The sequence below is a fragment of the Dactylosporangium sp. CS-047395 genome (assembly GCF_050942185.1).
Lineage (GTDB): Bacteria > Actinomycetota > Actinomycetes > Mycobacteriales > Micromonosporaceae > Dactylosporangium.
Map to the genome: position 1 here is coordinate 316,814 of NZ_CP192015.1, position 13,676 is coordinate 330,489.

The 13,676-nt window shown below is 70.4% G+C and carries 12 protein-coding genes; 10 read left to right on the plus strand and 2 right to left on the minus strand.

What is annotated here, in order from left to right; genetic code table 11:
- Nucleotides 1-4: 4 nt before the first annotated feature.
- The 4 genes from ACQP00_RS01520 (at nucleotide 5) to ACQP00_RS01535 (ending at nucleotide 6,925) form a co-directional block, all read left to right on the plus strand.
- Nucleotides 5-2,023, plus strand: coding sequence for an Ig-like domain repeat protein (locus ACQP00_RS01520; RefSeq protein ID WP_433213188.1), 2,019 nt, complete (start codon nucleotides 5-7; stop codon nucleotides 2,021-2,023).
- Nucleotides 2,024-2,224: 201 nt separating this feature from the next.
- Nucleotides 2,225-2,773, plus strand: coding sequence for a hypothetical protein (locus ACQP00_RS01525; RefSeq protein ID WP_433213191.1), 549 nt, complete (start codon nucleotides 2,225-2,227; stop codon nucleotides 2,771-2,773).
- 46 nt (nucleotides 2,774-2,819) lie between these two features.
- Entirely contained in the window at nucleotides 2,820-5,534 is a 2,715-nt protein-coding gene (locus ACQP00_RS01530) for a DUF4407 domain-containing protein (RefSeq protein ID WP_433213194.1), read from the plus strand.
- Nucleotides 5,531-6,925 (plus strand): WD40 repeat domain-containing protein, encoded by a 1,395-nt coding sequence (locus ACQP00_RS01535; RefSeq protein WP_433213197.1) that lies wholly within the window; start codon nucleotides 5,531-5,533, stop codon nucleotides 6,923-6,925. The genes ACQP00_RS01530 and ACQP00_RS01535 overlap by 4 nt, the downstream gene beginning before the upstream one ends.
- Here the strand turns inward: ACQP00_RS01535 and ACQP00_RS01540 are convergent, their stop codons facing one another.
- Entirely contained in the window at nucleotides 6,926-7,726 is an 801-nt protein-coding gene (locus tag ACQP00_RS01540; protein ID WP_433223630.1) for an SAM-dependent methyltransferase, read from the minus strand. It lies immediately after the preceding gene.
- 90 nt (nucleotides 7,727-7,816) lie between these two features.
- On the opposite strand from ACQP00_RS01540, the gene ACQP00_RS01545 reads away from it, so the two are divergent.
- From ACQP00_RS01545 to ACQP00_RS01570, 6 genes are all read left to right on the plus strand, one after another.
- Nucleotides 7,817-8,785 (plus strand): hypothetical protein, encoded by a 969-nt coding sequence (locus tag ACQP00_RS01545; RefSeq protein ID WP_433213200.1) that lies wholly within the window; start codon nucleotides 7,817-7,819, stop codon nucleotides 8,783-8,785.
- 92 nt (nucleotides 8,786-8,877) lie between these two features.
- Nucleotides 8,878-9,441, plus strand: coding sequence for a hypothetical protein (locus tag ACQP00_RS01550; RefSeq protein WP_433213203.1), 564 nt, complete (start codon nucleotides 8,878-8,880; stop codon nucleotides 9,439-9,441).
- Between the two features lie 429 nt (nucleotides 9,442-9,870).
- Nucleotides 9,871-10,143 (plus strand): replication-relaxation family protein, encoded by a 273-nt coding sequence (locus tag ACQP00_RS01555; RefSeq protein ID WP_433213206.1) that lies wholly within the window; start codon nucleotides 9,871-9,873, stop codon nucleotides 10,141-10,143.
- Between the two features lie 10 nt (nucleotides 10,144-10,153).
- On the plus strand, nucleotides 10,154-11,443 hold the full coding sequence (istA, locus tag ACQP00_RS01560) for an IS21 family transposase (protein WP_433199897.1): 1,290 nt from the start codon (nucleotides 10,154-10,156) through the stop codon (nucleotides 11,441-11,443).
- Nucleotides 11,440-12,264, plus strand: coding sequence for an IS21-like element helper ATPase IstB (gene istB / locus ACQP00_RS01565; protein WP_433213208.1), 825 nt, complete (start codon nucleotides 11,440-11,442; stop codon nucleotides 12,262-12,264). The genes istA and istB overlap by 4 nt, the downstream gene beginning before the upstream one ends.
- A 122-nt stretch (nucleotides 12,265-12,386) precedes the next feature.
- Nucleotides 12,387-13,007, plus strand: a complete 621-nt coding sequence (locus tag ACQP00_RS01570) for a replication-relaxation family protein (RefSeq protein ID WP_433213211.1) — start codon at nucleotides 12,387-12,389, stop codon at nucleotides 13,005-13,007.
- Nucleotides 13,008-13,150: 143 nt separating this feature from the next.
- On the opposite strand, the gene ACQP00_RS01575 is transcribed toward ACQP00_RS01570, so the two are convergent.
- Nucleotides 13,151-13,534, minus strand: a complete 384-nt coding sequence (locus tag ACQP00_RS01575; RefSeq protein WP_433213213.1) for a hypothetical protein — start codon at nucleotides 13,532-13,534, stop codon at nucleotides 13,151-13,153.
- Nucleotides 13,535-13,676: the final 142 nt, after the last annotated feature.

The window sequence follows — 13,676 nt, forward strand, 5'->3', positions numbered from 1 at the left end:
CGCATTGGCGGCTGTCGTCAGCGTCGGCGCGCTCACCTTGGGCGTGGACCCGGCGTTCGCCCACGGCCCGAAGCCGGGCGCCGAGCAGATCATGATGGGGACGTCCACCACTGCGGTCACCGTGTCGCCCAACCCGTCCGTAACCGGCCAATCGGTCGACCTGTGTGCCACGGTTACGGGATCCGCGCCGATCGAGGCGCGGCACGTCGCCAAGGGAGCGGGCCGGACCGAGGACACGGGCCCGACCGGCACGGTGACCTTCGTGTACCCGTCCGGGAGCCAGACCGCGGCCCTCAGCGGCGCTCAGGCCTGCATCACGGTCACCGTGATCGCCACCGGGACGGTCACCGCGACGTACTCCGGCGACGGCTCCTTCTCCGGTTCCACCGACAGCACCTCGGTGACCCGCGACAAGGCCGACACGACCACCGCGGTCACCGCGACGCCCGAGCCGTCCTCGCACGGCGAGAGCGTGCAGGTGTGCGCCACGGTCACGGCGAACGCGCCCGGCAGCGGGACCCCGACGGGCACGGTCGTCTTCACGGGCGCCGGCGGGTTCAACCAGACCGAGGCGCTCAACGGCAGCGGCGAGGCCTGCGTCACGAGCGCGACGCTGACCGGCGGCACGATGACGGCCACCTACAACGGCGACACCAACTACAGCGCCTCGACCGGCACGACGTCGGTGACGGTGAACCGGGCCGACACGTCGACGTCGGTCACCGTGAGCCCCGACCCCTCGGTCAACAGCCAGTCGGTGGACATCTGCGCGACCGTGGCGGTGGAACCGCCCGGCAGCGGCACGCCCACCGGGACCGTGACCTTCAACGGCCCGGGCGGGCTGGTCGCCACCGCCGCCGTGAACGGCAGCGGCGAGGCCTGCACCGCCAGGACCGACCTGAGCACCGGGACGGTCACCGGGACCTACAACGGCGACGGCAACTTCAACGCCTCCACGGGCACCGCGTCGGCCACGGTCGACCCGGCCGGCACCACCACGGTCGTGACCGCCACGCCGGACCCGTCGACGGCCGGCGACGCGGTGATGGTCTGCGCGACGGTCACCGCCGACGGGCCCACGACCGGCATGGTGGCGGGCACCGTCACGTTCAGCGGCGCGGGCCTGTCCGACACGAAGCCGCTCAGCGCCGGCGTCGCCTGCTCGACCAGCACCACCCTCAGCACCGGCTCGATCACGGCCGCGTACAACGGCACCACCGGATACTCGGGCTCCTCCGACACGACCACCGTGACCGTGAACGAGGCCCCGTCGAACCCGATCCCGCCGAACCCCGCCCCGTCGGCGCCGAGCCGCCCGCAGACCGTCACCGCGGTCGCGAGCGCGTCGTCGGTCACGGTGAGCTGGGCCGCGCCGGCCTCGGGGGCGGCGGTGACCGGCTACACCGTCACCGCGAGCCCGGGCCCGGCCACGTGCGACACGACGACCGAGACGACGTGCGTGCTGGGCGCGGTCGCGGGTACGAGCTACACGTACACCGTCATCGCCCACTCGGCCGCCGGTGACTCCGTCGCGAGCGAGCCGACGGCCGCGGTGACGCCGGTCGCCCCGGTGACGCCGGCCACCCCGCCGACGACCAACCTGAACCTGACCACCACCGACGGCAACATCACCACGGCCGTGCCCGGCCAGGTGGTCACGTTCGTCGGCACCGGCTTCGCCCCGTACTCGACGGTCGTGGTGACCATCTACTCGACCCCCATCGAACTGGGCCGCGTGACCACGGACGCGACGGGCTCGTTCCAGACGCCGATCACGCTGCCGCAGGCGCTGGCGGCGACCCAGCACACTGTGGTCGCCCAGGGTGCGGCCCCGGACGGCACGGTGCGCTCGATGGCCCTGTCGGTCACCGTCGCCGCCGCGCCGACGGTCACGGCGCCGGTGGCCACGGGCGGCGGCAGCCTGCCGGTCACCGGTCCGCCGATCGGGGTGCTGCTGCTGACCGGCCTGGTGCTGGCCGTCACCGGCGCCGGACTGTTCAGGGTGGGGCGCCGCACCGCCTGATCCCGCTGACCCGCAAAGGCCGCCTCCGCCCGAGGCGGCCTTTGTGCTGTCCGAAAGAAAAACGCGCCCGGAATGTCATCGTCCATTCGGCGCATCTCGGCGCGCAACATCGGTATTCGGCGATCCGGAAGGTCGATTCGCCGAAAATGCGCTCCGCCGTAACCTCGACACGTCCAGTAGCCGGTCGCGAGAGGTTGTCGGGTGCGCAAACCGTTCCCCGTCATCGACGTGCGACCGCTCGAACCGTCCGGCGTGTCGGGGTTCGGCATGCGGCGCCGCCAGCTCGGCCAGATCCCGGTGCCCCGCGAGGGCGCGGTCCTGACGTTCCTGGTGGACGGCCGCTACCAGCAGCTGCCGGGCGGCCGCAATCCACGCTCGACCGACCACATCGTCGTGGCCGCGCGGGCCGTCGCCGTGGTCGACATGCGGCCCCGCAGCATGCTGTTCGACCTGCCGATCGCCTCGCCGCGCCCCGAGCGCGACCTGCACCTGCGGCTGGGCATCCGATGCCAGGTCATCGACCCGTGCATCGTCGCCCAGCAGGGGCTGCGCGACGTCGCGCCGGAGCTGCTCACGTACTTCACCGAGGACCAGCGCCTGCGCTGGACCGCGGCCGGCCTCGCCGACCGGACGGTCAACGAGGTCTACCGGGTGGTGAGCAACCGGGTCGCGGCCCGGTTCGTGGCCCATCCACTGACCGTTCCCGGCATGGAGTTCCGCCTCGCCGAGATCCGGCTGTCCACCCGCTAGCCGCCCTGGGGGGCCGTTGACCGACCCTGGCACGACGAAACCGGCCGTGCGCCTGCCCGAGGCGGCGCCGCTGCCGCCCTACTGGCACCCCGGGCGCATGCTGCGCCGGCTCGCGGGCGTCGACGAGGAATTGCTTTCGTGGGTACCGCAGGAGCGTCCGCGGTACACCGGCCTCGGCGGCACTGTCCTTTCGACGGCAACGCTCGCGTTCCTGTCCATGACGTTCGCGATCGGCCAGCTGCTCGGCGGGTTCACGCCGTGGGTGCTGATTCCGGCCGCCGTCTGGTTCCTGGTCATTCTCAACCTCGACCGGTGGATCGTGGCCACGCCGCCGGGACCCGAGCTGCGGCACAAGTTCTCCTCGGTGCTGGTCCGCCTCGCCGTCGCGATCGTCATCGGCGTGGTCATCGCCGAGCCGCTCGTGCTGCGCATCTTCGAGACCGCGATCGTGCAGCACATCAAGGACACCCGCGACGAGGCCGAGCGGCGCCTGAGCACGGCGCTGGAGAAGTGCAACCCGGTGCCGCCGCCCCGCCAGCCTGACCCGGGGTGCGGTGAGGATTTGTTGGCCCCGGCCGCGAGCGAGCTCAACGGGCTCGTGGATCAGAAGGCGAACAAAGAGAAGCAGCGCGCGGATCTGCAGGCGGCCGTGAAGCCGCTGGACGACCAGCTGGCCGTGATGCGCGAGAACGAGCGCAAGGAGTGCGCCGGCGAGCCGGGCGACGGGTTCACCGGCCGGTACGGCAACGGCCCGGTCTGCCAGAAGCTCACCGACACCCGCGAGGAGTTCGAGCGCACCCACCAGACCACCGAGAAGCACAAGGCGATCGCCGACCTCGACACCGACATCACCAAGCTGACCGAGGACATCGGCACGGCGACGTCGGACTGGGGCAAGAAGCGCGACGAGTACATCGCCGAGCAGCTCGGCAAGCTCCGGGCCAACCAGGGCAGCATCGGGCTGCTGGAGCGCATGGACGCGCTGCGGGTGCTCGCCGGGCAGCACGGGACGCTGGCGTGGGGGATCTGGGCGGTACGGCTGCTGTTCATCCTCGTCGACATCGTGCCCGCGCTGTTCAAGTTCCTCGGCGGCATCACCCGCTACGACCGGCTCACCGTCCAGAGCCTCGAGCGGGGCGAGCTGGAGTTCGCCGCGATCAAGGCCGACCGGCTCAACCGGGCCCGCATGTGGGCCATGCAGCAGCGCGACGACCTCGCGATCGAGGAGGCCCGGCGGGCGGCCGAGCGGGCCGGGCAGCGCGAGAAGATCATGGACGACCTGCAGGTGACCTGGTCGGTGCCCGGGCTGCCGAAGGCCAACGGCAGCAACGACTACGGCGGGGCCACGCTGCTCGAGGACTTCACCGGCGAGCTCGGCTTCACCCGGCTCGACCCGGACGGCCGGATGCAGGGCCACGACGACGTCGGCGCCGACGACCGGGAGGAGCCGGACGACGACACCCCGCCCGAGCCGGCGCCGGAGCTGAAGCTCATCCCGTTCTTCAATGTCGTCATGATCGGCGGCCGTGGTACCGGCAAGACGACCTTGATGGCCACCCTGCACCACGAGCTCAGTACCGACGACCACGACAACCCGCGCGGATACTCGATCCGCTGCACGGACCCGGTGAAGTGGGCGCAGCTGAACAAGCACTACCGGCAGCTGGCCACGCCCGGCGACTCCTGGCCGCCGCCGACCGGCTACGAGGGGATCGAGAAGTTCGAGTTCGACTGCTACGTCGAGAGCGAGGATCGGGGTGGCACGCCGGTGCTGCGGCTGCGGTACTGGGACTACGCGGGCGAGGTGGTCGGCACCGAGTCCACGATCGACCCGCACCTGCGCACCGAACTGGCCAAGCGGCTGCGTACGGCCGACGTCGTGGTGGTGGCCATCGACGGCATGCGGCTGCGCGACGCCGAGTACGACAAGGCCGAGTTCATCGAGCTCAACCAGCAGCTCACCGAGTACGCGCAGCTGGTGAACAACGTCGAGTGCCCGATCCAGCTGCTCATCACCAAGTGGGACCGGCTGGTCGAGCCCAACCCGAACTCGCCGTCGGCGCGGCCCTGGACGCTGCAGCAGGCGGTCGCCGAGATCCGCCGGGTGCCGGCCATGAAGAACCTCATGACCGGCCGCAAGAACGCCGGCGAGCTGCGGATCATCCCGCTGTCGGTGACCGGCCGCGACGTGGTCGACGAGCAGCGCAGCGACGACGGCATCGTGCGGATGGCCAAGGTCAGCGCGCCCAACCCGATCAACATCGACGTGCCGTTCGCGGCGATGCTGCCCGACCGGCTCGCCGAGGCGTTCAACGACCTCGGCCCGAAGGCCGTGAAGGCCGCGTTCCGCCGGGCCCGGCGCGCGCAGAGCATCATGTGGGTGCACGGCATGCTGAGCGCGGTCGACTGGGTCGCGCGCCAGATCTCGGTCAAGCTCACCCTGCTGCCCGTCCCCGGCGTCGAGCTCAACTGGGGCCAGGCCGAGATCGACCGCGACCGCGACGCCGGCTGGATGCGGGCGTACGCCCAGAGCGAGCGCTTCGGCCGCCGCCGCATCGGCAAGGACCTCGTCGACGAGCTGCGGGGCAAGGCAAAAGACCTGCAGAAGCGGGCGAGCTGGTCGGTGCTGGCCAAGGAGAAGCTGCTCGGTCGGCTGGAGGCGCGGCTGCGCCAGTTCGAGCGGGACAGCACACGCGAGCAGGTGCCCCAGCAGCGCCGCCCGGCCGCCGCTCCGATCGGATTGACCGGGGGCAGTGCGTGAGCGGGGTGTGGCCGTTCCTCATCAGCCCGGGCCGCAAGCTCGGGCTGCGCGTGGTGCTCGCCCCGGACTTCCTCGGCGGGCGCATCGACGTGCTGACCGCGGCGCTGCGCGACACCGACCCCGAGGACACCTCGATCCAGACCCGCACGGTCCGCCAGTCCGACGGCTCACGGCTCGCGGTGGCCTTCCGGCGCCGCCCGCTCACCAGCGACGCCACCATCCGGGTGTACGCCCCGAGCCGCAACCGCCTCCGCCAGACCCTCACCGGCCACACGGGCCGGGTCGTCACCGCCGCCTTCTCGCCCGACGGCGGCCGGCTGCTGACCACGTCCTGGGACCACACCGCCCGCTTGTGGCGCCTCGGGCGGCCGGAGCCGGTGAAGCTGACCGGGCACAAGGGCTGGCTGAGCGGGGGCGTCTTCGCTCCTGACGGCCGCCACGCGTACACGAGCTCCTGGGACGGCACCGTGCGCCGCTGGGACTTGTCGGCGGGCGCCGAGGCCTCCCGCCTGGAGCTCGGCGTTCCGCTGGTCAGCCCGTGCGCGATCGACCTTGCCGGCACCGTGCTCGCGGTGGCCGGTTCCGATCACCGCGTCCACGTCGTCGACCTGCGCTCGGGCGCGTTGCGCGGTCGGCTCACCGGTCATACCGACCGGATCACGCAGTGCACGATCGCACCGGACGGCCACACCCTGGCCACGTCCTCCTGGGACGGGACGGTGCGCGTCTGGGATCTCGCGACCGGCGCCGCGCTGGACAACTTGCGTGGCCACGAGGGATGGGTGACCGGCTGCGCGTTCGGCCCGCGGGGCGAGTGGATCGCGTCGAGCGGCTGGGACGGCACCGTACGGATCTGGGGCGACTCGAACGCCCCCGCGGGCCGGATCGTCATGTCCTCGCCCGACCCCGCTTCTGGCTGCGTCGTGCACCCGCGCGGCGGCTGGCTGGCCGCTCCGGGCGGCCGGGTGCGCATCGCCGGGCTGCCGCGCGGCGAGCCGGTCCGCACGTTGGCCGGCCCGCCCGGTCGCGGTGTCGCGGTGTCGCCGGACGGCAAGCTGCTCGCTTCGACGAGCGTTGACGACGGCCCTGCCGCTGCCTCCGCCAACCCGGTCCGCGACGGCTTCGGCCGCACGATCACCATGGTCGAGGGCTTCGTGGGCGGCGTCGGTGAACACCCGCTCGATTGGGAGCGGCTGCACGCGCGCTGCTCGGACGCCCTTGGTCAACTCCTGGCGTCCGAGCCCACGGGTGTACTGCTGGAAAGCCGACCCGAGCCGCCCGCTTCCCGTTCCCGCGCGCGCCGGCAGCCGCCCGATATGCCGGCCCACCTCGTACCGCCGTCAATGTTCGGCTGGTGGGACACGTATCGGGTGAGCTCCCGGCGGAAGTGATTACGGCTTCCTGGCTACTGCTCCGAAAATAGAGGCGTCGACAGGCGCCGGGCTCTCCTCGGCGTCGGGGTCGGGCCGCCACTCGCTGACCGCGACAATGCCGGGCTCGACAATTTCAAGCCCCTCGAAGAACTCGGCGAACGCGGCCCGGTCGCGCGGGTACACGTCGGACTTGCCGGTGCGCAGCGTCTCGTCCCAGTTCGCGGCGAGTTCCGGCGTGAGAAAGTCCTTGGTCGCGCAGGACATCGTCAGGTAACTGCCGGAAGGCAGCGCGTCGAGCAACGTCCGCACGACGTTGCGCGCGGCCGCCTGCTCGGGCAGGAAGTGCACGATCGCAACGAGCATCAACGCCACGGGCTGCTTGAGATCGAGCGTCTCGGTCAGCTCGGGGTGGTCGAGGATGCGCTGCGGTTCGCGCAGGTCTTCCTCGAGGTACCGGGTGAGCCCTTCGGGTGTGCTGGTCAGCAGCGCGCGGGCGTGCGCCATGACCATCGGATCGTTGTCGGCGTAAACGATCCGCGCCTCGGGCGCGATGCGCTGCGCCACTTCGTGCGTGTTGTCGGCGGTCGGCAGCCCCGTGCCGATGTCGAGGAACTGCCGGATGCCGGCCTCCCCGGCGAGGTAGCCGACGGCCCGCTGCAGGAACGCCCGGTTGGCCCGGGCCGCGATCCGCGCCGCCGGGTAGGACTTCGCCAGCAGGTCACCGGACTCCCGATCGGCGGCGAAGTTGTCCTTGCCGCCGAGCCAGTAGTTGTATCGCCTGGCCGGATGTACGACTCCGGTGTCGAGCTTCTCCAGCATCAAGACCCCCAGATCGGAAAGCACCAGATTAGTCTTCCGACCTTGAATGTAACCTACCTAAAAATTCTCTAGGTAGGTTACATTGACGGTGTGGAGACCGCTGACGGCATCGAGCTGCTGCTCGACGCCGACCTGGACCGGCGCGTGCTGAACAGCGCCGAGGTCGAGATCACCAGCGGCGACCGCGCATGGTCCCGCCGCCAGGTCATGCTGCTGCGCCACTCGCCGAGTCCCCATGAGATCGATCGCGCACTGGCCACGCTCAGGCCGCACCTGGACGGACTGTTGTTCGTGGTGGCGCGGGCGGGGCGAGCATTGCGGCAGGCGACCGAGCGGGATGAGCGCATCGCCTATGCGGCGGTCGACGATGCGGTGGTCGGCTTCCTGCGCGAGACGCACCGGGCGGATCGGCAACGGCCGGCCGGCCAGGTCCATCCGGGTCGCACGAGTTGGGTACGGCTCGCCATGCTCAGATTGTTCGCGCTCGGCCCGTCCGCGCCGTTGCTGCAGGTGCAGATCGCGCAGCGGCTGGGGGTGTCGCACGTCGCGGTGGGCAAGCAGTTGCCGTTGCCCGAGGAACTGGTGACGCGCACGGCGACCGGTTGGCAGGTCGTCGACCGCGCGGCGTGCTGGGACCGGTTCATGGCGGACTATCCGGGCTCGCGCGGGCTGGTCACGTACTGGTCGGCGACCGGAGACCTGACGGCTCAACTCGAACGCATCGAACAGGTCGTCCACGCACCGGTCGTGTCGGGCGACTTCGCCGCCGACCTGTATGCACCATGGCGCCGGCCGGGCCGTATCGTCGCTTACGTCAGCGAGCAGCCGGCGTTGGAGCGGCACGGATTCGCGACCGTGCGTGCTGCGGACGCAACGGTTGAGCTGCGAACTCCTCGGGATCCGACCGTGCTGGCCATGTCCCGCGAGCTGGGAAGCCGGCATCGATACGCCGACCCCCTCATCGCGGCGTGGGACCTGCGCCGGTCGTCCGGCGGAGACGTCGAATCGGCGGTCGGCCAACTTCGAGCCCGAGCCCTTCGGGAACGACTGTGGACATAAGGCGTCACGTCGAGCTCGTCGCCACCGCATACGCCGAGGAACTGTCGATACGGTCACTCGCGGAGATCGGTGCGATCACCGCCGACCAGAACGTGCGCATCATCGGCGGGCAGATGGCGTCGCTGCTGTTGACCGCCTTTCCCGTCCCCGGCATCGCCGTCCGTCGCACCCGTGACGCCGACGCCGCCATCACCACCGAACTCGCCGGCTCCGGCGTCATCCACCAGCGCCTCCTCGACCACGGGTACACCGCCACCAGTGGCAACAGCTACACACGGCCGGTCCCGGACCTGGCGGTCGTGGGCGGACCCGTCCCGGAGCTCACCATCGTCCTGCTCATCCCGTCTCTCGACGGACGCTTCCGGCCGCAGGAGCTCGGCGGGCGCGCGTTCGACTCCGCGCCTGGACTTGCTCCCGCGCTTGCCGCCGACCCGGTCACGCTCGACGCGGCCGCGCGGATGCTGGACGGCGGCACGCTGGAGTTCACCGTGCGGGTGCCCACAGTCGAACTCGCGCTCGTCATCAAGGCGCTCGCGTACGGCTCGCGCGTGCAGGACCGGGACGTCGAGGACATCGACCGGCTGCTGGATATCATCGACGGCGGTCAACCTGCGACGGCGGTTCCGCAACGCGATGGCGACGACGCGGCCGCCTGATCTGCCTCGGTAACAAATGGCCCGGTTGACTGCTGGTCCGCAGGCTCTGACCGGTACCCAACGGCCAACCAGAAACCAACAGCTGCCCCAACGGGATTACCGGCAACCCAACGCCGGGCAACGGACCAACAGCCGCGGCCAACAGCCACGCCAACACGCGCCCCGTGCCAACAGCACCGCGCCAACAGCGGCTCGGCGCCAACAGCACTGCGCCAACAGAGTCCAACAAGCCAACAGCCCCGGCCAACAGCGGCGACACCCACCCAACGCAGGCCAACAGGCGCGTCCGCAGTCGATCTGGCCCGGACCGCAGGACGGAGCTGTTGGACGCAGTTGCTGAACGCGTCCGGCAAAGCGCGCCCAACGGCCGCCCTTTGGTGGGTGACGGCGTTCCCACCCCGGGAACGCCCTGCTTCCCGAGGACCGGCCATGGCGAAGTTCCACATCGACCCCGTGCTCTACGTCCAGGCGTTCCTCAACGAACGCGACCTCCGACTCCTCGACTTGCTGTACGACCACCGGGTCCTCACGACCAGCCAGATCGAGACCGCACTGTTCGATTCCCGCCGCCAGACGGCCAAGCGTCTCCTGCGCCTGTACCAGCTCGGCCTCCTGCAGCGCTTCCGTCCCGCCCGCCGCACTGTCGACGGCGGCCTAAGACTGACCCTCTGGCGGCGGATTGGAATTGACCCCTCTCCGTAAGTCTGGAGGGGTGATCAAGTTGGAGGAGTGGGCTGAGCTGCGGCGGTTGCACCTGGGCGAGGGTGTGCCGATCAAGGAGCTCGCTCGGCGGTTCGGGTTGTCGCGGAACACGGTGCGGTCGGCGGTGCGGGCGGTGGAGCCGCCGCGGCGTGAGCGTGGGCCGCGGGGTTCGTCGATTGATGTGTTCGAGCCACAGATCCGGTTGCTGCTGACGCAGTGGCCGTCGATGCCCGTGCCGGTGATCGCGGAACGGATCGGTTGGACGCGGTCGTTGACGGTGTTGAAGGACCGGGTTCGGCAGTTGCGGCCGTTGTTCGTGCCGCCGGATCCGGCGGACCGGATCGAGTACTCGCCGGGTGAGGTCGCGCAATGCGATCTGTGGTTCCCGGAGCCGCAGATCCCGGTCGGGGCCGGTCAGCGGCGGGTGTTGCCGGTCCTGGCGATGACGTGCGGGCATTCGCGGGTGACGGACGCGGTGATGATCCCGTCGCGGCAGGCGGGCGACATCCTGGCCGGGATGTGGGAGATCATCGGCGGGTGGGGTGCGTGCCCGCGCACGCTGGTCTGGGACCGGGAATCAGCGATCGGCGGGACCGGGAAGCTGACGGCCGAGGCGACGTCGTTCGCGGGAACGCTGGGCGTCGGCATCCGGCTGACACCGCGACGGGATCCGGAATCCAAAGGTCTGGTCGAGCGGCGCAACGGCTACTTCGAGACGTCGTTCCTGCCGGGCCGCACGTTCACCTCGCCGTTCGACTTCAACACACAGATCGGTGACTGGCTCACGACCCGGGCGAACGTCCGGCACCTGCGCGCGATCGGCGCTTCCCCAGCCCAGCGGTGGGACGCCGACCGGGCCGGCATGGTCGGCCTGCCGCCGGTGGCGCCGGCGATCGGGCTGACCCACCGGGTCCGGCTGGGCCGCGACTACTACGTCCGGGTCGACAGCAACGACTACAGCGTGGACCCCCGCGCGATCGGCCGGTTCGTCGACGTGTTCGCCAACCCAGTGCGGGTCGTGGCGTCCTGCGCCGGTCAGGTCGTCGCCGAACACGCCCGCTTCTGGGGAGTCCGGCAGACGATCACCGACCCGGCCCACCGCGACACTGCCCGGCTGCTGCGCGCCGAGCTGGCGCACCGCCGGCGCGAGCTCGAGCGCGAGACGACCAGAAGCCACGCCGACGGGCATGTCGTGGCCATCCGCGCCTTGCCCGACTACGACGACCTGTTCGGCGTCGACTTCGATCCGCACCCCGTCGAGCACCCACCCGCATCCACCATCGCTGAAGGGATCTCATGACCACCACAGCAAGCACGCGAAGCAAGGCCGCGACGCAAAGGCCTGCCGCGGCCCGGCCGGACGGGCTGACGTCGAAACTGGCCTACCTGGCCCGGGTACTGAAGACCCCCACGATCGGCCGGGTCTGGGAAGACCTCGCCGAGCAGGCCCGCGACGCGAACTGGTCCCACGAGGAATACCTCGCCGCCGTCCTGGAACGCCAGGTCGCCGACCGGGAATCAGCCGGGAACATGATGCGGGTCCGCACCGCGCACTTCCCGGCCATCAAGACCCTGGACGACTTCAACCTCGAGCACCTGCCCAGCCTCCGCAAGGACGTCCTGGCGCACCTGGCCACCGCCACGTTCGTCCCGAAGGCCGACAACGTGGTGCTCCTGGGCCCGCCCGGGATCGGCAAGACCCACCTCGCGATCGGGCTGGGCATCAAGGCCGCCCAGGCCGGCAACTCCGTGCTGTTCGACACCGCCACGAACTGGATCACCCGGCTCGCCCGGGCCCACCACAGCGGCGCGCTGGAGGCCGAGCTCAAGAAGATCCGCCGCTACCGGTTGATCATCATCGATGAGGTGGGCTACATCCCGTTCGACACCGACGCAGCGAACCTGTTCTTCCAGCTGGTCGCGTCCCGCTACGAGCAAGCCTCGATCCTGGTGACGTCGAACCTACCGTTCGGCCGCTGGGGCGAGGTCTTCGGCGACGAAGTCGTCGCCGCGGCGATGATCGACCGGCTCGTCCACCACGCCGAGGTCCTCACCCTCGCCGGCGACTCGTTCCGCACCCGCGCCCGCCGCGAACTCCTCGCCAAGAACCGCGACAAATAGACCAAGCCGACCTGACGGGGGGTCAATCCCAAACCGCCCGAGGGGGGTCAGTTCTAATCCGCCGTTGACACCGCACACATCCGGACTGGTGCCACGTCATCGATCAGCTCGGCGCCGAGATCGTGGCGGCCGAACGCGGCGAGGTCGCGCCCCGTCACGCGGATCTGGTCGCCCAACGCCGGCGGGTCGCGCTGAGCCCGTTGTTGGCGCATCTGTTGGGCGTCAACCAGTTCTTCACGGACCTTCTCGGCCACACCCGCCAACACACGAATGCCCGGCTCGTGCGTTGGTGGTCGGAGCACCAGTGCGCCGAGCCGCTCCGGTTCGGAACCCGCACGATGTACCGCGTCCGCTCCGACGGCCACGGCGTCTACGACGAGAACGACCGGCGGCTCGCCTTCTTCCTCGAGTACGACCGAGGTACCGAATCGCTGCGGCTGCTCGCGGCCAAACTGCGCCGATATCACGAGCTCGCCCTACAGGGCGGCCCAACCTGGCCGGTGCTTTTCGTCATGCCCGACGCCGAGCGCGAACAGCGCCTCCACCATCTGCTCCAACAGGAACCGTCAACCCAACCGGCGGCAACGGCATCGGCCCGACCAAGCCCGGCGGAAGCTGTCTGGCGACCCATCGGTACGACTGGCGAACCCCGGCGCCTGATCGATCTGGACGTGTTGAGCGACCGGTCCGATGACGACGCGCTGGACCGGCTCGATCAGCGTCCGTTCCCACGCGGTCACTGACCGGACGCCCTGGTTCGTACCCCGGCCGAGGCCCCGGCCCGGACCTGGCTGCGGCGGGCCGGGGTCGGGCCGGGGTCAGGCCTGCGCTGAGCGGGTCAAACACCCGAGCAACATTTCCCGACATCCTCTCCAAGAGGGGAGGACTAGGACGGGGAGAGGCGACGATGAGACAGGTCTCCCGATCGCCGGATGGCTGCGACGTGCCGTCGCCACAGCTGCTCCATGGCCGTGTCGTAGCCGAGCCACCGATAGTCGTCGGTGTTCGGTTGCTCGCTCTCGACCTCCTCGACGTAGTCGTTGACGAACGCGGTGATATTCGCGGTGCGCCCCTCACCGGGCGTCCTCTCCTGCTCCAGCCAGCGGCGCGTCACCTCGCGGACTAGGAGCCGGCGATCCTCGGCGTCCTGGAGGCGATTGGCACGGCTGACCTCAAGGCCATCGCGGATCTCCGAGCACCGTCCGATCAGCGGCAGCAACACCAGCGCCACCTCCAACTGCAGCGCTTGATCCTCTTCCAGCACCTTCATGCCAGTCCCCTTACTGCGTGATCTCTCCAGGCCAGGGCGGGCGATATCAGCTCGCCCTGGCCGGCCGTCGAAACGTGCCCAGTGCCGAACCAGTCGACCGGCGACCACGTCAGCTCGTTGTCCGTGGTCCGCGCCGTTGACC

Coding starts and splice junctions, on each gene's coding strand:
- ACQP00_RS01540 (WP_433223630.1), bottom strand. CDS start 7,726: ATGCTGGAGAAGCTCGACACCGGAGTCGTACATCCGGCCAGGCGATAC.
- ACQP00_RS01555 (WP_433213206.1), top strand. CDS start 9,871: ATGGCGAAGTTCCACATCGACCCCGTGCTCTACGTCCAGGCGTTCCTC.
- istB (WP_433213208.1), top strand. CDS start 11,440: ATGACCACCACAGCAAGCACGCGAAGCAAGGCCGCGACGCAAAGGCCT.
- ACQP00_RS01575 (WP_433213213.1), bottom strand. CDS start 13,534: ATGAAGGTGCTGGAAGAGGATCAAGCGCTGCAGTTGGAGGTGGCGCTG.